15 protein-coding genes are annotated in these 19989 nt (G+C 37.0%); 2 read left to right on the top strand and 13 right to left on the bottom strand.

Annotation, left to right across the window (positions count from 1 at the left end; genetic code table 11):
* The 7 genes from FN817_RS20610 to FN817_RS20580 all read right to left on the bottom strand — a co-directional run.
* Positions 1-1076, bottom strand: a 1076-nt coding sequence (locus FN817_RS20610; protein ID WP_228451620.1) for a DUF6443 domain-containing protein, incomplete at its 3' end; no start/stop codon positions are given.
* An 8-nt stretch (positions 1077-1084) separates the two neighbouring features.
* A complete protein-coding gene (locus FN817_RS20605; protein ID WP_142719571.1) occupies positions 1085-3955 on the bottom strand; it encodes a hypothetical protein in 2871 nt (956 codons plus the stop codon).
* Between the two features lie 5 nt (positions 3956-3960).
* Entirely contained in the window at positions 3961-5592 is a 1632-nt protein-coding gene (locus tag FN817_RS20600) for a T9SS type A sorting domain-containing protein (RefSeq protein ID WP_142719570.1), read from the bottom strand.
* 277 nt (positions 5593-5869) lie between these two features.
* On the bottom strand, positions 5870-7327 hold the full coding sequence (locus tag FN817_RS20595) for a TolC family protein (RefSeq protein WP_142719569.1): 1458 nt from the start codon (positions 7325-7327) through the stop codon (positions 5870-5872).
* Positions 7299-10490, bottom strand: a complete 3192-nt coding sequence (locus FN817_RS20590; RefSeq protein WP_142719568.1) for an efflux RND transporter permease subunit — start codon at positions 10488-10490, stop codon at positions 7299-7301. Before FN817_RS20590 ends, FN817_RS20595 begins: the two co-directional genes overlap by 29 nt.
* Before the next feature lie 21 nt (positions 10491-10511).
* On the bottom strand, positions 10512-11594 hold the full coding sequence (locus FN817_RS20585; RefSeq protein ID WP_142719574.1) for an efflux RND transporter periplasmic adaptor subunit: 1083 nt from the start codon (positions 11592-11594) through the stop codon (positions 10512-10514).
* Between the two features lie 147 nt (positions 11595-11741).
* On the bottom strand, positions 11742-12128 hold the full coding sequence (locus FN817_RS20580; RefSeq protein ID WP_142719567.1) for a hypothetical protein: 387 nt from the start codon (positions 12126-12128) through the stop codon (positions 11742-11744).
* A 636-nt stretch (positions 12129-12764) separates the two neighbouring features.
* Here FN817_RS20580 and FN817_RS20575 point away from each other — a divergent pair.
* Positions 12765-13157: a multicopper oxidase domain-containing protein gene (locus FN817_RS20575; protein WP_142719566.1), complete on the top strand. Its 393-nt coding sequence runs from the start codon at positions 12765-12767 to the stop codon at positions 13155-13157.
* 37 nt (positions 13158-13194) lie between these two features.
* The gene (locus FN817_RS20570; RefSeq protein ID WP_142719565.1) at positions 13195-13629 is read left to right on the top strand and encodes an META domain-containing protein; all 435 of its coding nucleotides are present in this window, start codon (positions 13195-13197) and stop codon (positions 13627-13629) included.
* Positions 13630-13695: 66 nt separating this feature from the next.
* On the opposite strand, the gene FN817_RS20565 is transcribed toward FN817_RS20570, so the two are convergent.
* The 6 genes from FN817_RS20565 to porK all read right to left on the bottom strand — a co-directional run bounded on the left by FN817_RS20565 (position 13696) and on the right by porK (position 19936).
* Positions 13696-13956, bottom strand: coding sequence for a SemiSWEET transporter (locus tag FN817_RS20565; protein WP_142719564.1), 261 nt, complete (start codon positions 13954-13956; stop codon positions 13696-13698).
* Positions 13957-13982: 26 nt separating this feature from the next.
* Positions 13983-15017 (bottom strand): NAD(P)/FAD-dependent oxidoreductase, encoded by a 1035-nt coding sequence (locus FN817_RS20560; RefSeq protein WP_142719563.1) that lies wholly within the window; start codon positions 15015-15017, stop codon positions 13983-13985.
* Positions 15018-15156: 139 nt separating this feature from the next.
* Entirely contained in the window at positions 15157-16095 is a 939-nt protein-coding gene (gene porN / locus FN817_RS20555) for a type IX secretion system ring subunit PorN/GldN (RefSeq protein WP_142719562.1), read from the bottom strand.
* 22 nt (positions 16096-16117) lie between these two features.
* Complete coding sequence (porM, locus tag FN817_RS20550; protein ID WP_142719561.1) at positions 16118-17707, bottom strand: type IX secretion system motor protein PorM/GldM; 1590 nt, start codon at positions 17705-17707, stop codon at positions 16118-16120.
* A 52-nt stretch (positions 17708-17759) separates the two neighbouring features.
* Positions 17760-18458, bottom strand: coding sequence for a type IX secretion system motor protein PorL/GldL (porL, locus tag FN817_RS20545; RefSeq protein WP_142719560.1), 699 nt, complete (start codon positions 18456-18458; stop codon positions 17760-17762).
* A gap of 53 nt (positions 18459-18511) precedes the next feature.
* The gene (gene porK, locus FN817_RS20540) at positions 18512-19936 is read right to left on the bottom strand and encodes a T9SS ring complex lipoprotein PorK/GldK (protein ID WP_047424201.1); all 1425 of its coding nucleotides are present in this window, start codon (positions 19934-19936) and stop codon (positions 18512-18514) included.
* Positions 19937-19989: the final 53 nt, after the last annotated feature.

Here is a 19989-nt window from a genome sequence, read left to right as displayed (position 1 = left end):
CCAACTCCACTGTTGGTGAATCCTACCGTAGAGGACCTGGTTACGTTATTACTGCCTTTAGCATCTGCTGATACTTGTTCCGCTGCTCTTCCTGCCGTACCATATACCTGAGTACTGGTATAGAGTCCAGTGTAGGCTGGCCTTCCAAATTGATCATATTTGGTAAAAAGCCATTGTTTTAATGCTCCCATGACAGCGTCCTGGGTCATGATCAGCCTGTCCTGTTTGTCATACACCATATATTCCCAGCCTTTACCAGGAAGTTTCTTTTCAACTAAACGATTTCTTCCGTCATATTTATACTGGTAACATAAGTCATTCAGTACGGCATTTGGATCTGCTTCTACAGAAGCTTTGGGAGGAATTACAAAAGCCAGCTGGTTATAATCATTGTAAACATAATAGGTATTGGCACTTTCTGTAGCACTTATTATTTTTCTTACCAATACCACCTGTCCCTGTCCGTTTTTGAACTCAATGGTTGAGTTGCCGTCTTCATCGGTAACCGTATTTTTATACAGCTGTCCTACTCCATAGGAGCCGGATAAAGTGAGTTGGGAAGTAAAAGTAGTATAATTAAAAGTGGCGGTGTATTTTTTAACCTCACCATCTGCATTGGCATCATATCCAAATTGTACAGGTTTTGTACTCCATGCTGTACCCACCTGAATCTGCTGCTGAATCCTGTCCAAAGGTGAGTTTTCCAGAATCTTCTCTGAATAAATTTTCTCTGAACCATAAGGGGTACTGCTCACATTGGATAATGGATCAGGGGTAATGGCTCCGTTGAGCGTTCCTGCCTGAGGAACAGGAAGATATTCCTGAACCTGTCTTCCAAACTGATCGTATTTAATGGGAATGACTACATCTTTTCCCAATGGAGAGGCTTTTACGTTAACGATTTGTTTGGGTCTTCCCAACCCGTCAAAATACTGAACCGTCTCGGAGGTTTTAACATTGGCCAGGGTAGGATCGGACAAATAGGTCTTGGAATACACATAGTTTTCTGTACTAGTAAGCTGGGACTTGGCTGTTCCCATTATGAGAATGCCTATAGGAATTATAAGTTTTTTCATGATTGTGTTTAGTTTTTATAGTTGTATTTGAATTCTTTTACCGTTTTATAGATCATATTGCCGCCGCTGTCTTTTTCCTGTTGACGGATTTCTTGTAATCGGTTCGATGCATCATAAATATAAAATTCACTAATTCCTGATGGCGGTATGATACTTCTTACTCCAACTAATGGATCATAAGTATAAGTAGTGGTCTGATAACCGGATAAAGCTGTATTAGTCCTAAAGGCATTCAATGCTGATAAAAATGCTGTCTCATCATTACCAGGAGCTGCTGAAACATCTGTATTGGAGGCAGTAACAATAGTATCAATTAATGATTGCTGGATATCTGTTAATTTAGCTCCTTCTATTTTAGCAATGGGCTGAGTCTGGTTATAACCCCAGATAATAACCGTTGAAATGCCATCTTTTGTGGTATACTGCTGTAAGTTTCCTTTACTGTCATATTGATTGTAAGTCACTTCTGTAGAGACAACATTTTGTAGATCCGTAGATACTACAGAACTTGGAAGTAAGTTCAATAGATTATCGTATTTTGTTTCCGTTTTAGAAAGTGTTTTTGTGGCAGTTCCAATAGTTTGTATTGTTTCAGTTTCTAAAGGAATACCAATCATATTGGCTGTAATTAATTTTTGATTGTTTTTATCTAGCGCATATTTATATTTTACTTCTTGGATACTCCCGTCAAATGAAGTCACTTTTTCTAAGTTAGGTCTGTAATTATTCGTGTTATTATAGACCGCTTTCTTTGTTTCAGTAATACCTGAATTAAAATAATTACGTGATATCAAAGTATGGTCTTTTATCCAAACTGTTTTTATATAGAAATTTCCTATTACACCACTGGGAACGGGTAAATATTCAGGGGCATCATATTCCATAAAAGTATAATCAAATGCCTCGTCTGATACTTTTCCATTTAAAGCGTTGTAAATTTCTTTTCTAGTAAGCAGCCCATTACGCATAATACTGAAATTAGGCCAAAAAGGGAGAGAATTAAGTTGTGTAAGGGGGTAATCGTAAGGTGTTTTGAAATAATATTTTGTATAACCTTCAGTTCCTCCTGAGATTTTTACATTTTGATATAATATGACAGGATTAAGGGCTGTTAAACCGTCCTCAGCGTTACCTCCTGCTACATAGAGACCACTAGATTCTGCGGGATTATCAAACTTATTATAATTATATTCCTCTACTTTTGCAGGAATAGTTCCTGTTTGGATAGAAGATGATACTTCATTATAATATTTTATGGTTGCTATTCTCGCCTGTCCGGTTGAAGAAGGCTTACGAACAATCGTTTCAACCGGCTCTCCTAAATGTTTTGCTTCAAAGTAAACTTCACCAAAAGGTATGGTAATACCTGGTTCCGCACTCATCAAAGAAACATAATAATCTCCGGCATCTGCTTCATAAAAAGGTAAAAGCTGCCTGGTAGGATAATTAGGATCAGGTTCTACAGCAGGTCCTAATGAAATAGGAACAGGCTGATAGGAACTGCCTACTTTTTTATAAAAAACCAGCGACCAATAATTATTAGCAAGCTGTCCTGCACTAATGTCGATCGCAATATAATAGGGTTTATTAGGAAATGGAGCACCATCATTGTTGACTGGTACAGTAAAAAATTTTTTTTTGGCAATACTATTAATTGTTGTAAATGAAACATTTCCCAAATCTACTTCCGGTATCTCCGTCTTTTTCTCTTCTGAATAATAAAAAGGAATAAAATCATATGTATATTTAATTGTTCCACCAGAAGGTAACTGAACTTCTCCTAAAGTTGTTGGAATAACAAGTTCAGGATTCAGCTCTGTATTCGGCTCCTGAATAAAAGTAGCACCTCCGTATTTGAATTTCGTTTTTTCTATTTCGTTATTATTTACATCAACTTTGGTAAAGGACTCAAGTCCTGTTTGAAAAGTATATTTAGAAATAAATTGACCAGTAATTGTTTTTAATAAAGCACTTTTTAATCTGAATTTATCTGCTTTTATATTTCCCAAATCTGTTTCATTTATCTTATCATATTCAAGTTTAATGATTCCCTGATTTTTCACTTCAATATCTGTAAGCTTATATTCTTCAGATTCAATCACATCAGGTTCTCCAATTGGATGCGTCACTTCCTTCAAATAATTATAAGCAGCCAGAATATTCCCGCTTTCATCCTCAACAGACGTCAGAAAGAATGCACTGCGATAATTTTGATTACCATACAATATTCCTCCATTAGGATATTGATGTACCATTACTCTTGCTCTGGAAAGTCCGTAAATTTCGAATCTATACTTTATACCTTTGTCCGTGATAATGGTAAAGGAATCTACAACCAGAGTAGAGGTATTACTTACTGATCGTTGATAATTAATTGTTGAAGAGGTTGAGGTAAGTTTTACCAATTTAAATGTATTGTTCGAAGTATCTCTTATAAACCTGAATTTTCCTGATTCTCCAGGAATAGTATAATTATAAACATCATCAAAATAATTCTTTAAATAACTGTCCCCAAGTGTAAAATGCTCATCAAACTCACCTGTTATTTCTCTGGAAATTACTCCCTGGCCAAATAAAGACCAACCTCGTCCTAAATCACCAATCCACTCATCAGTTGCATTTACCGGATGGTAGCTGATTCCCATATCAATACCGAAGCTTTTATTGTTTGAAGGAACACTGAATAAGTTGTAGGATATATCAGGTATTCCTGTTTGTATCGAAACTGGGACATTATTATAGGTTGCAAGGGAAGAAATAGTAGGTACCGGTCGTGTTACACCTGTATTAGGAGCTAAATTTGAAGCTTGTCCATAGTACATTAAGCTGATGAATAGCAAACCTAAAACTATGAACTTCTTTAGTATATCTTTTTTCATTTCAATTATTTCTTAATCAGTTTTGCATTCGCTGTTTTATTGTTATCCGTTTTTATAGTAACCAAATAAGCTCCTTGTACCAAAGCTTGAGTATTGATCTTAGTCACATTGTTCTTAGTTTTTATACTCTGAAGCTGTCTTCCACTCATATCATATAGCAGAATATCAGCCTGTTTGAAATCATTGAATCCTATTTCTACATAAGCATAATCTGATACAGGGTTCGGATAGATTTTGATATCGTATTTTTCAATTAACTGATCAACCTGCTTATCTCCCAATTTCACAATCTTCCAGTTCTCTTTGCCTAACTCTTCTGCACTGGTTCCTGCCAGAACAATTGAGCCATCTCTGTTCAGCTTTAAATCTGAAAGTCTTTCTTCTTTTTGTCTGGATTCTCCTTTCACATGTTTTCTCCACTGTTCATTTCCGTTCTGGTCAAGGTAAAGCATCCAGAAGGTTTCATCATCAGTTTGTATTCTTCCTTCAGCCTGGGTGTAACCTCCTAACAAAATTCCTTTGGAAGATTGAGCATCTGCAGAATGAATTACGCTCATTCCCATCAAAATATCTCTGTTTTTGAAGTTGTAAGACTTCTGCCACTGTTCTTCTCCTCTTTCATTTAAAGAAATCAGCCACAGGTCTGTGCCTTCTTCTAATCCTACAGTTTTGTTCCCTGATCTTTCTGATCTGGATTCTCCACCAATGATGAAGCCATTTGAAGTTAAAGCCAGCGTTCTGATATGATCATCTCCTTTCCCTCCAAAGTTCTTTTCCCATTCTACTTTTCCGTTTTTATCGAGTTTTACGATCCAGTAATCACCTTCTCCGAAGTTATCCGTTGATTTTGCGATACGGGATACGGGGTTCGGGTTTTGAACGTTTGACACCGAACCCGCATCTCGCATCCCGGAACCCTTTTCAGATCCCGAAACACGAACCTCGAAACTCCTTGAGTAAATTCCCAATAATGCTCCTCCATCTTTCGTTGGAATCATCTTTTCTACTTCGTCTAAGCCTTTTCCGCCTAAGATTAATTGGGAAAGTTCTTTTCCGTTTTTATCGATTCTGGTAATTAATACATCTTTGGAGCCATAACCTTTTGAAGAATTTTGTACATTTCCTGCCACAAAAAATCCTAAGTCAGTAGTTTGGATAACTGCTCTGGCTTCTTCATCGGAAGAACTTCCTAATGTTTTCTGCCATAATTCATCACCGAATTCATTGATTCTGATCAGCCAGATATCAGATCCTCCTTTGGAATCATCTTTTTTATCCAAACCTTTTCCTGAATAAGAGGTTCCGGCTAATAGAAACCCACCGTCCTGTGTGGTGACTGTAGCTGACAAATAATCATGGTTTAATCCTGAGAAGTATTTCTCCCAGACTTCATTTCCTTGCTGGTTTAGCTTTACCAAATGAAAATCGTAACCATTATTTTGCTTGCTACGTGAAGCTTGCTGCTTATCGTTTTGGATAGAGCTTCCCGTGATAAGATACTGCTGATCGATGGTTGTAGTAACCTGGCTAAGAAAATCCTGGGTAGAGGATTTGATATCTTTCTGCCATACCACTTCCTGAGCAGATGTGCTCAGAATGGCGCATAAAGTGAGCGCTCCGAGATAGATTTTTTTCATTCCCGTATTGTTGTTTTTTTGAGTTAGTAATTAGTTTCTTAAAACTTCGCGAATTTAACACTTTTTAAGACATGAAAATTATTTTAATGTGGTATGCTGTAAATCATCCTATTTATTATTAAACTATTATCATAAATATCTTAATCTATCTGATCCTGATGCAAAATTATCTCCGGATAGCGACAAAATTTGTCGTATAAAAAATAAAAAAGGGCCAACTCAAAAGAATTGACCCTTCCAAAAAACATTAACTGTTTATTGATAGAATTATGATGTTTTATTTCCAGCCTCCACCTAAACTTTTATAGATGTCAACGACTGTGCTGAGCTGTTTCTGTTTTGCCTCAATAAGTTCCATTTTGGCATCCAAAGCATCTCTCTGGTTCAAAAGAACTTCAAGATAATCTGCTCTGGAATTACGGAATAACTGATTGGCAATATCAATAGACTGATCCAGGGCTTTAGTTTCCTGAGACTTCAGTTGATAATACTGATCTATATTTTTAACCTTGGACATCAGATTGGCAACATCCAGATAAGCATTCAAAATGGTTTTATCATATTCGTACAATGCCTGAACCTGTTTTGCATCTGCTGTCTGGAAATTCGCTTTTATGGCGCTTTTATTAATAAGCGGTCCTGCCAATTCACCTGCCAGATTATAAGCAATGGATTCAGGTAATTTAACAAGATAAGATGGTTTAAAAGCCTCCAGTCCTAATGTTGCAGAAATTTCCAGGGAAGGATAAAACTCTTTTCTTGCCGCTTCCACATCCAGCTTTGATGCTTTCAATTCCAGTTCTGCCCGCTTGATATCAGGACGGTTTGCCAATAACTGTGATGGAATTCCGGTATAGACGGTTGGAGGGATTGTAGACATAAAGTTTTCCTTTGTTCTCACAATCGGTTGTGGATATCTTCCTAACAATGCATTAATTTCGTTTTCCTTCTCAGTAATTTGCTGACGGATCGTATATTCGGCAGCTTTGGATTTCGCCAATTCTGCTTCAAATTTCTTCACTGCCAGTTCCGTTGCAGCCGCAGCTTCTTTCTGAATTTTGGAAATTTCCAACGCTCTCTGCTGAAGCTTGATATACTGCTGTATAATATCCAATTGATTATCAAGGGCCAGCAATTCATAATAATTATCAGCAACTTCTTCAATAAGATTAGACAGGACAAAGTTTTTACCTTCTACGGTAGAAAGATAATGGGCTACTGCAGATTCTTTTTCGGTTCTGAGTTTTTTCCAGATATCGATTTCCCAGCTTGCATTTAATCCTGCTTCAAAGTTTCCAAGCGGATCCGGCATTTCTTTTCCGGGTTCTATTTCTGTCGTGGCATCACCTGCTCCTTCACTAGTGTAACGGCCAGCTTTTTTCAACCCGGCACCTATTCCTGCTGAAACCGTTGGAGTAAGCCTTCCTTTTTTAGCTAAAACCCCACTTTTAGCAATTTCAATCTCCTGAAGGGTAATTAATAGTTCCTGATTATTTTTTAAAGCTGTTTCGATCAGGGTTACCAGATTTGGATCCGTAAAGAACTGTCTCCATGGAGTTGTTCCGCTATTGTTATTCGCATCCTGCTGTTCTTCCTGATTAAAGTTCTGAGGAATATTTTCTTTTACCTCGTCTTTTATGACAGTCGCCATGGGCGCCTTACAACTTGCAAGTACAAGCGATAAGGCGATGGCTGTGATTATATTTTTAGTCTTCGAATTTTCCATCATGTTCATAAGGTTCGGTTTGTTCTGTTAAAGGATTCTCTTCTTCATATCTCGCCAGTCTGGACTTGTCTGCAATGGTTCCGAAGATGTAATACAATCCAGGGATAATCATCAATCCGAAAATGGTTCCGATCAACATCCCTCCTGCTGCTGCAGTACCAATTGTTCTGTTACCAACGGCTCCTGGTCCTGTTGCAATAACCAATGGAATCAAACCGGCAATGAATGCAAACGACGTCATCAGAATCGGACGGAAACGAATGGCAGCGCCTTCAATAGCAGCTTTTGCTACAGAAATTCCTTCTTCTGCTTTCTTCTGTACGGCAAATTCTACAATCAACACTGCGTTTTTACCCAATAGTCCTATAAGCATGACCATTGCTACCTGCGCATAGATATTGTTTTCCAACCCTAAAAGTTTTAAACATAAAAAGGCTCCGAAAATACCCGTTGGAAGAGATAAGATTACCGGTAACGGAAGAATAAAACTCTCATACTGAGCAGCAAGAATCAGATAAACAAATCCTAAACATACCAGGAAGATAAATACCGCTTCATTCCCACGGCTTACTTCATCCTTAGAAATACCTGCCCAGTCGATACCAAATCCTCTTGGAAGCGTTTTATCCGCAACTTCCTGAATCGCCTGAATCGCCTGTCCACTACTGTATCCAGGTGCCGGAGTTCCACTCACCTCTGCAGAGTTATACATATTGTGTCGTGTAATCTCAGATAATCCATATACCTTTTCTAATCTCATAAAGTCTGAATACGGAACCATCTGATCTTTATCGTTTTTAACGTATAATTTCAGTATATCTGTTGGTAAGGCACGGTATTGAGGCCCTGCCTGAACAATTACTTTATATGGTCTGTCAAAACGGATGAAACTCGTCTCATAGTTGGACCCGATCAATGTAGATAAGTTATCCATTGCTTTTTCAATGGTCACCCCTTTTTGTTCTGCAAGATCATTATCAATCTTAAGCATATATTGCGGGAAACTCGCAGAATAGAAAGTAAATGCAGATCCAAGTTCCGGACGCTTCTTAAGCTCCTTCACAAAGTCATTACTTACCTGTTCCATTTTATGGTAGTCTCCACTTCCAGCTTTATCGAGTAAACGAAGTTCAAAACCTCCGGCAGCTCCATATCCGGGAACGGACGGCGGCTGGAAGAATTCTATATTGGCACCTGGGATATTCTTTGCTTTTTCCTCGAGTTTTTCAATGATTTCAGCGGCGGATTCTTTACGTTCTTCCCAGCTTTTCAAGTTGATCAGACACGTTCCAGAGTTGGATCCGGTACCTTCTGTCAAAATCTCATATCCTGCAAGGGATGAAACAGACTGCACTCCATCAATATCTTCAGATTCTCTTAAAAGTTCTTTAGCAATCTGATTGGTTCTTTCTAATGTAGATCCCGGAGGAGTCTGGATAATAGCATAGATCATCCCCTGGTCCTCAGCCGGAATAAATCCTGAAGGCAAAGAGTTACTCAGGAAGAATGTACAGGCACAGAATGCTAACAGTAACGGCAATGTGATTGTTTTTTTCGTTACTGTTTTGTTAAGCATCTTCTCATATCTCCCGGCTCCTTTTGTAAATACATTATTGAATTTATCAAGGAAAATAGTAATCGGAGTTTTCTTCTTAGCTTTTCCGTGATTATTTTTCAAGATCAAAGCACACAATGCCGGTGTCAAAGTAAGAGCTACAATTCCTGAAAGGATAATGGACGAAGCCATTGTAATAGAGAACTGACGATAGAATACCCCAACCGGTCCGGACATAAATGCAATCGGAATGAATACAGATGCCATTACCAATGTAATTGCGATAATCGCCCCACTGATTTCGTGCATTGCCTCTTCTGTTGCTTTTAACGGAGAAAGATGTTTTTCTTCCATTTTGGCGTGTACGGCTTCAATGACCACAATCGCGTCATCTACTACAACCCCGATCGCCATTACCAGGGCAAAGAGGGAAATCATATTCAGGGTAATTCCAAAGGCTGACATCACCGCAAATGTTCCTACCAATGAAACCGGAACGGCCAGTGCTGGAATCAACGTTGAACGCCAGTCTCCAAGGAATAAGAATACCACGATAGCCACCAAAACGAAGGCCTCAAATAAGGTATGAATTACTTTCTCCATGGAGGCATCCAGGAATCTGGAAACGTCATAACTGATATCGTAATGCATTCCTTTAGGGAAGTTATTCTTTTCAAGATCTTTCATCAATGCTTTTACATTTTTGATAACGTCACTTGCATTGGATCCATAGGATTGCTTTACCGTAATCGCTGCAGAAGGCTTCCCGTTCAATGTAGAATAAATATCATACATGGAACTTCCGAATTCTATATCAGCTACATCTTTTAATCTTACCGATTCTCCATCCGGCTTTGCTTTTAAAATGATATTTCCGTAATCTTTTTCGTTGTTGAAACGACCCGAATATTTTAATATATATTCAAATGACTGAGAGCGCTTTCCGGAACTTTCCCCTGTTTTACCTGGAGAAGCTTCCAAACTTTGCTCATTCAGAGATTCCATTACTTCATCAGCTGAAATATTATAAGCTGTTAATCTATCCGGTTTAAGCCAGATACGCATCGCATATTCACGGGTTCCCAGGATGTCGGCAAAACCAACACCACTTACCCTTCTCAATTCAGACATCACGTTGATATCTGCGTAGTTGAAGAGGAATTTCTGGTCAGCTTTAGGATCATCACTATACAGGTTAATGTACATCAACATGTTGGGTTCCTCACGCGTGATCTTTACCCCTTCACGTACGACAAGAGGCGGCAGCTTATTCACTACCGAAGATACACGGTTCTGAACGTTTACTGCAGCTACATTGGGATCTGTCCCCAGATCAAATACAAGCTGAATGGAGGCTTCTCCATCATTACCTGCATCGGAGGTCATATATTTCATCCCCGGAACTCCGTTTAATCCTCTTTCCAAAGGGATCACTACGGATTTAATCAACAATTCGTTGTTAGCTCCCGGATATTCTGCGGTAATATTTACTTTAGGCGGAGAAATGGATGGGAACTGTGTCACCGGAAGTTTTACCAACGACAATATCCCCATAAATACAATAATCAATGAGATTACTATAGACAGAACTGGTCTGCGAATGAATTTTTTAAACATACTGCTTCATTTTAGAGACCACTACTCTGCTTTTAATTTCAATGACTGAAGAACTTTCTCAGGATTCTGGAATTTTGTTTTCACCTTTTGATCATCCTTCACTTTCTGAACTCCTTCCAAAAGAATCTGATCTCCTTTTGAAATTCCTGAACCTACTACATAAAGATCCGGAAGTTCATAAGCAATTTTGATATTTCGGGATTTAGCAACCCCGTTTTTATCAATGACAAATACATATTTCTGATCCTGAATTTCATAAGTAGCTTTCTGTGGAATAATTAAAGCATTATGAACAGGCATTGACATCTGTATTTTTCCTGTTTCTCCATTTCTCAAAAGCTTATCAGGATTTGGGAACTTGGCACGGAAGGCAATATTCCCTGTTTCATTATCAAATTCCCCTTCAATAGTTTGGATTTCTCCTTTCTGCGAATAGGTTTCACCGTTTGCTGTGATCAGGGATACCTGATTGCTTCCTCTGTCTGCAGCGTGAGTCTGATAGCTTAAATATTCCGGTTCTGAAACATTAAAATAAGTATAGACACTTGTATTATCAGACAATGAAGTCAACAAATCACCTTCATCCACAAGACTTCCAAGTTTTAAAGGAATTCTGTTGATAACACCTGAGAACGGTGCCTTGATATCAGTAAATGAAAGATGGATCTGAGCCAGTTTCATTTCCGCATTGGCAGCATCCAGTTTGGCTTTTGCCATAGCTTTCTCATTTTTAGAAACAATATTGTTTCCTGCTAATGTACTTGCATTTTTCAGTTCGATAGAAGCTTGTTCTACCTCTGCTTTTGCTTTTAATAATTCTGCCTGATACAGTTTAGGCATAATTCGGAACAAGGTCTGTCCCGCCTGAACGTACTGTCCTTCATCTACAAAGATTTTTTCCAGGAACCCTTTTTCCTGCGCTCTTACTTCAATGTTTTTTACGGATTGAATCTGGGCTACGTATTCTTTGTTGATTACAGTATCCATTACTACAGGGGACGTCACCGGGTATACGGTAACTTCTTCTTTTTCTTCTTTTTTCTTATTGCAGCCAACCGCCAACAGAAGGGCACTCAACGCAATTCCCGAAGCAACTCTCTTTATCATAATTCTAGAGTTTATATAAATCGTTAATGTTTTGATAGAAATAAAACGGTAATAAAAGGGGTACGATATGATGATTACCGGCATACACAACGCAAAGTATTTCTACCCGGAATCAGGCAGAAATAGGAATAAATCGAGAAAATTTTAAATTCTAATAGAGCGGATCAGAATGAATCTTTTGGCTGTAAGACCAAACACAAAGCCATGAATATCCGGTCTGAACCGTTTGTAGCTTTTTAATCCAAAAATATAGACCAGGCTGAAAACTCCTGCAAAAACAACAATGGCCTGCCATACATCAGACAGCTGGAAATCATTTTCAGCAAGTTCAAGTGTGGAATTGTCTACGGTATCGGCCATTTGCTGAACAGAGAGTTTTTCAAAAGTCTGATTCAAACGGTTGGCTCTTTTTGGCATATGATGAGAAACATGACCGGAATAGTCATTTCGAAGCGTTTTAACATCAAGTCTGCTTTCTACTACAAAGAGCAGAAAAAGACCCGTTAAAAAGTATACTATAAAGTTTCTCATTTTGAAGTGGCAAATGTACACCCAGATTATGATATTATCATAGTAGATTAACAAAATTTAACTATCCTTTAAATTACCTGAATCTGAAAACATAATAAATATTAAATAGTTCCTTTATCCAAAGGTAATTCCAGCAATTCTGACATCTCATCTGTGCAGGTTTAAATTTTCAAAAATCAAGCCATTTTTTTGAATTAAGGAAATTTTAATTTTTACGTTGTTACTTTTTTGAACATTTTAATAGCCTGGTATGCCATTTTTGAAAATTTCCGTAGTCAAACCTAAACTTTGTCATGATTTCTGATTATTAACATTAACTTATTGTTATTCTCTTCTTTTTGAATTATTTTTGCCAAAAATTTACACAACAAATGAAAAATGAAAAAAAAGTATATTATACTACTGAAAACAAGTCTGTTAAAATCCCTCCATTAACAACGATTATCCACAATTTTCTACAATAACTATTACTTCCTGTTTCGTGAATAATGTTTCAAAAAACAGTGAGTTAAAAATATATAAATTTAAAATTACTGTTACTTTATGTAAAATTAACATATATTTATTAAAAATATTCGTAAATTTATATAGTATTAATATCACAATTCATGAAACACTTTAAAATCACTTATCACTATGAAAAATTTATTAACACCAATCCTTCTGGGATTGACCATTCTTTCCCTAACAGCGTGTAAACATCCCGGAAAAGAAGCTGAAACCATTACCGCTGCTGCTCCCGAAAATACAGACGAAATTTTCAAAGATGTGTATGTTGACAGCTATGGAGAAAAGATAGAAGTAACGATCAACAATACTAAAAATACCGCAACAATACATTTAAACGGCAAAACTTTTGACCTTAAAAAAAGTAATGCTTTACCTGAGTATACAGCTTCCAATGAAGAGTATCAATATTCTGATATTAAGGGAAATATAACTTTCCTAAAAAAGAATGTGGACATGGTACTGTTCCATCTTAAACAGGCAAAAAAAGAGTCTGGTCCGGCAAAAATGGCATCGTATTAGCATAAGGACTAGCATTCATTTAAAAAAAATAAGCATTATGAAAAGTTTATATTATTACTTATCGGCACTTGTTATTGTAACATTCCTTGTTGTTTCATGTAAAACACAAACCGCACAAAAAGCGACTACTGATATTACCGGGAAAACCTGGAAACTTACCGAGCTTAACGGAAAACCGATTGATCTTAAAAATCCTAAAAACAATCCTCATTTCAAACTTAATATGGATGGAATGAGATATGAAGGTCATGCCGGATGTAACGGATTTGGAGGAACTTTCGAGATCAAACCTGAAATCATGAGAATAAAATTCAATCAGGGAATGTCTACGATGATGGCCTGTGAAGATCTGGATATTGAAAACCAGTTCACAAAAGCAGTCCTTGCTGCAGATAACTACTCTGTAAATGGTAACACGCTTACTTTAAACAAGGCAAGAATGGCTCCTTTAGCTAAATTTGTTCTTCAATAATCGTATTTCACTTAAATAAAAAATAAAGACGCTTCAATTCTGAGGCGTCTTTTTTTGTGTTAGACTTTATTTCTTTTTATTGTAAATAAAATAGCAGATCAGTAAGCTGACATTGACCAGAACGGCAAATCCATTGGATAAAATAATAGGCAGTTCGTCTTTTTTAATCCCGTACCAGACCCACAGTGAAAGTCCCGAAATAAGAACCAGAAGCATGACCAGAGAAATATCTTCCACATTCTTTTCTTTGATCACCTTTACGAGCTGGGGAATCATCGAAACCGAAGTAAGAAAACCGGCAATGATACCTAATACATTTACGTCCATAAGTTTTGTGGTTTTGAATATCTACACTATTGAAACCTTTTTGATGACACTTCTTGATGCAAAGGGATATCGTTTTCAATAAAACGGAATAAATCGCGTGAGAAATAGCATCCATTCAGAATACCACGGGCCCCCATTCCATTAAAAACATACAAATTGTCCCATGTTTGATGTCTTCCAATGATTGGCCTTCTGTCTTTTACAGTAGGACGGAAGCCAAAATGCACTTCTTCCACTTCAAAATCATAGGGATAGAACTCAGAAAGTCCATTAACCAGTTGAGTGACCGCTGAATCATCGATATGGTGATGAAGCTGATCTCTGTCGTAGGTTCCACCATAAAAATAAAGTCCGTTTCCGGTGGGAAATAAGAAGTGCTTCTTTTTAATGGTGATGTTTTCCGGAATCGGTTGGGAAAGTTTCACTTTTATATGATGTCCTTTATTGGGAACCACAGCAATTTCTGAAAAGTATGGATTATCTTTCACTCCCATTCCTTCGCAGAATATAATATTTTTGAAAGAAAAGTCTTTATAAACAGATTCGGAAGGGTTCAATCGGGCATAATCGAATCTTTCTTTTATTAAATGGCTATTTTTTTCCAAATAATTGAATAAACCATTAAAAAATCCATTAACATCGAGTCTGGCAGACTGATTCACCTTTCCGGTCTGAAAATCGTTTTTTACCCCGTTTAAAGAATCAAAATTTTTATCAAGAAAAGCTGATAATTCTTCATTCCCTGATTTTTTCAGCCAAAGATTCTGTTCATTCTCATCATGAAAAATTCTATGAATGGGAGCATTGATCAGATAATTTTCTCCGGTATAGGATTCTATTTCTTTGAGACTGTCTTTAAGAAAGTCTATTTGTTCCTGTGCTTTCCAGAAAGTCGTAAACTTCTTGAGAACAACAGGATTGATAATTCCGGCTGAAACCTGTGAAGCACTTTTTCTCCCTTCGGAAAAGATCACAAAGGACTTATTGTTTTTAATCAGCTGATGAGCCAGAAAAAGTCCTGCATATCCGTCTCCTACAATAATATAATCTACATCTTTCATATGAGAAATTTCATTTGTTTAAAGGTTATATGTAATCGTCTATCTCATTGATTATTGATTGGCAATAAACAAAGGGCGATTTCATCATAAAAAAACCTGAGTAAAAATACTCAGGTTTTCTATAAATATCAAGTGAAATCTAGTAATTCCACATATCATTTTCCATGTCAAGAATCTGTGCTTTGATTCTATCGCTTTCTTCAATCTGTTCATCAGCATTTTTAGGAATATAGTCCTTAATAGTACCATCTCCTAAGCCGCTTGAAGACTTGTAGATAATAGAAGAGAATCTTCTTGCATTGATGATATCATCAAAAGATAAGTCGGCAGAAGAATTTTTTCTGTTGAAAACATAATTGTTTGCTAAAATATCACGAGCACTTGGATAATAGATCCAGAATAAGTCGATCAATTCATCAGCACCAGCTAAAGGCTGACCGTCAGGACCAATTCTTCCAACAGATGTAGGATCTGGTCCCATAGCTGCGATTCCAAGAGGTCTGTATTTCATTTGACCGTCTCTCTTATCGATAAACCACATACCCATTACTTTAAGAACTTTTACTTTATCAGTTGTAGTTCTGATGATATCTGTTAATCTTTTTTTCTCATCTTCTGTAAGTGTTCTTCCAGAGTTAAGAATATCTATAGCTTCTTCGTCAAGTCTTATGCTTTCCAATCTTTTCTGAATGGCTTCAGGTGAAAGTCTTGTCACAAAGTTTTCGTCATCATAAACTTCCTTAATGTCACCTTTAAGGGCTCCATCAAGTAATAATTGATATAAAGATCTTGTAGAGCTTGAAAGAAGACCATCCGGATTGTCATAATAGAATGGCTGGTTGATCTTATCATTCATATCAATGATTTCCCAAACAAACATACTTTTGTAAATATCTTTGTCATCAACGAAACCATATTCAAGAGGCTTTACTTTATTGCTGATAACAGTATCCCCTGCTTTTCTCATTGATTCAGATCTCATTTGTCTGAATTCTTCGGGAGAAGCAGCATTCAGAATAGTTTGGGAAAATGCGAATCCCGAAACTAAAACTAAAAGGGTGCTAATATATTTTTTCATAATATGATTTTACAAATTAACCTTATTGTACATTAATAATTACAGGTGAAATTTCCTTAAGTCTCTGGTTACCCAATCCTGTAGCCGTAGCCTGAATATCATAAATCTGAACTACATCACCAGGTCTAAGGTTTCTAAGCATTCCTTCTGCTCCTGATAGTGAACTACCTTGAATCAGAGTACCTGCTTTTCCTGGAAGCTTGATAATGAAGCTATTTACAGTAAACGAAACAGGGAAGTCAAAGTCAGGTAAAGTAGCTGATACAATCTGGTTAGGGATAGAACCTGCCGGCATAAAGTTTACAGCTTTACCTCTGATCTGACCCTGAGGTCTAGGAATATTCTTAATTCTGTACTCAAATACCTGAGAAACTGTTTTACCATATGGATCTGTTCCTGATAATGTTAACTTCACTACATTTCCTGTAGTAGGAGTTACATCCCATTTACCTGGACCTTTACCTTTTACAGTAGCTCCTGCAGCAGATAATGAAAGTTTAGAATTATCAGCACCTAAGATTGATCCTGAAACAGGGTTCTCAAGTCCTCTATACATTACGTTCATTTTATCGGCAGAAAGCAATAATCCTTTTTCAAGTTTTACTTCTCTAGGTCCTGCGATTACATTATAAGTATGCGTCCAAGGGAAAGATTGTGGCTTACCTGAAGCATCTGTTAATGTAATTGTACCTCCTAATTTATGTTCACCAATTCCAGAACCTGAAATCTGTGTAATACCTTTACCATTTTCAACTCTGCTTACACCAGAGATGCTGATTTTATTGCTGTTAGAATAAGTTCCTAACATTACTTTTACTTCAGCCTGTTTTCCTGCCTGGATATCAACCGGACCTGAAACAATAGGCTCATAGCTTGAGAATTTAATATTCGCATCTACTTTCTCCTGAAGTAATAGCGCCAATGCATCAGACTGAACGTTTCTGGCATCATTTTGGATAATCTCCAAGTTAGATATTGCAGCAATTAGCGGCTGATGGTAAAATTTATTCTGAAACCAGGTCTTTTCATTTGGAGATGTTCCTTTAGGATACTCCGCAATAAGAGACTTGTTAGCTCTTGCTACTAAATCCTGTAACTGCCCATTACTTCCAAAAGTAGAATTGATATAGTTTCTTACATCATCAATTTTAGCTTTCAGATCTAATGCATTCTTTGATGGAGTATTTTCATCTCCTTCTTTGAAGAAATATTCAGTAGTTGCTTCGTTGTTGTTAAGTGCGGCAAAGTTTTCACTTACATCAATATCTTTTCCGTCCTTATCTTTATCGTGAAACTCAGATTGTTTTTTCAACAAATTTTTAACATCCTGAGCAGAGTTTACCAAGGCATCAATTTTGGTTTTCAATACTTTGTACTGAGCCCAAGGCTGTGCATAGGTATCCGGAACTTGCTGAGCCTTAGCTTCCAACGTCCTTTCAAAGATCTTCTCGTTCTTTTTTTCTGTTAAAGTTCTGGTTTCATTCAATGCTCTGGTAGAGTCATAATATGATCTGATGATTTCTGCATCAATATTTAGGGCCATCATCGCGATGAACACCAAATACATCAGGTTGATCATCTTCTGACGAGGGGTCTGTTTTCCTTGTGCCATTCTCTTTTCTTTGTTTTTTGATTAAGTAGTTAAATTTAGAAATGGTTAGGAATTAAGACTTCATAGCAGTTAACATACCACCATAAACTCTATTTAAGTTATTAAGATTAGAAGTTAAACCTTGTAGCTCTTGATTGAATTTCTCAGATTGCTCTGCAGATTTCTGCATATCTGCTACATATTTGTTAGCAAATTCTGATTGTTTTTTACCACTTTCAAGTTGCATTGCATAAAGAGCGTTCATGCTTTCCATATGCTGAGCAGCTTTATTTAATTGGTCATTATATTTATGAGTAGAAGCAGATACGTCAACCGTTTGATTGATCTGATCAACAGAGTTTGAAAATTTATCAATTCCTGTTCTCAGTCTTTCAAATAATTGAACATCTAATCTAGCATCTTCAAGCATTTTGTCCAATTTGTTAGAAAGAGAATTTTCTAATTCTGCAAATTGAGCTGCAGCATTGTTATTTCTGGAAGATACATTAGAGTGTAATGGATTTGGGTTAGCATGCTTATCTAATAATTCAGGATAAACATTTTCCCAGGCATAAGACTCTTCAGATTTTGGAGGGTCAAATGCAAAAATGATAAAGATAATCGCCTCAGTAATAAGTCCCACGGTAAGAGCGATGTTACCGTTAATTGGTCCCAAGGTAATGTGAGTAATTTTAAGCCAAGCTCCAAGAATTACAATTGCAGCACCGAATGAATAAAAGAAATTCATCCAAGCATCTTTAGTCTTAAACATATTGAGTTAGTTTTTTTAATGTTAAATAAAATTGTTATTGAAAAATTGTCTGATTAATTTCTGTTAACTCTTCTTGGCTTAACAGCTGCTTCAGGAATATCCTGTACAGTTCTAAATCCGATATAGCTTCTTGCGGAATCTTTTCTTTCCCAATCTCTAGCACCTGTCATTAGTGCATATCCTATATCTTTCCAAGATCCACCTCTTACAGATTTCTTCGTATCTTTTTTATCCTTAGTAGAAGGATTTAATGTAGAAGTGAATCCAGCTGATGAATTGTTAAACGAAGATAATGTCCACTCAGAAACGTTTCCAGCCATATCAAATAACCCAAACCCATTTTTCTTAAATTTCTTAACTGGAGCTGTATATGTATAAGTACCTTTTTTCTCATCTTCCATGTAGTTACCTCTCTTCGGTTTGAAGTTGGCAAGGTAACATCCTCTGTCATCCATTAAATATGGACCACCCCAAGGGTAAGTAGCATTCTGCATTCCTCCTCTGGCAGCATATTCCCATTCTGTCTCTGTTGGAAGACGGAATTCTAATGGTCTTTGTTTTTTTCTTTTTAAACTTTCGTTGTAATCTGTTTTCAATTTAGATCTGAAGTTACAATAAGCCCTTGCCTGATCCCAGGTTACCCCAACAACAGGATAGTCTTTGTAAGCCTTGTGCCAGAAATACTGTTCAAACAATGGCTCATTGTAAGCAAAGTGGAAATCTTTTACCCAAACTGTAGTATCAGGATAGATCGCGATACTTTCGCTTTTCAGGTAATTAGCTCCTCTTTCGTTATCTGCAACTGCAGCGTCCATATCTCCCCAACGGTAAGTATACTTAAGCTTGCTTACATCTAAAATTCTTTCGTTTCCAATTCTGGAAGAAGAAGGCAGATACATAGATTCTAAAACTTCTGCGTATTCTACATCCGGATATTTCGTTGTGCTCCAGTGCAAAGGGATTTTCCAATCTAATCTTTTGCTGGCATCATAACTTCCGTCTTCCCGGCCACCCTGGCCTTCCATATATTCTTGATAAGGTGTTAAATTTTCTTCTTTTTTAGCAAGATATGCATAATCCCCTATGCTAGCTCCTTTACGTCCGCCTTCATCACCACCTTCTCCGGCAGCTTCAGCAAGTAAAGTTCTCGCGATAGAGTCTCTTACATAGTTGATAAATACTCTGTACTCCGAGTTGGTAGTTTCTGCTTCATCCATGAAGAAAGAAGAAACAGTAACTGTCTTCAATGCTGCTTTTTCAGGAGTATTTGTTGGATCCTGGTCTGCTAAACCAGCAACAAATGAACCTGCAGGAATAGCGACCATTCCGTATGGTCTTTCCGCAACAAATGATTTAGTTTTTTCTCTTGGTATCAATTCTCCTTTTGTTCCTGGCTTCCCTACAGAAGAGCTGCCACCACCTGAACAAGATACCGATGCTACCGACGCAGACAATAATAAAAGAAATATCCTTTTCATGTTAATTTTTATAATTAAGCCGTAAATATATAATTTTTTTAAGAAACTTTTAA

The sequence above is a fragment of the Chryseobacterium rhizoplanae genome (assembly GCF_900182655.1).
Classification (GTDB): domain Bacteria; phylum Bacteroidota; class Bacteroidia; order Flavobacteriales; family Weeksellaceae; genus Chryseobacterium; species Chryseobacterium rhizoplanae.
Note: the sequence above shows the minus strand (reverse complement) of the source record. Positions and strands in the feature narration are given on the sequence as shown.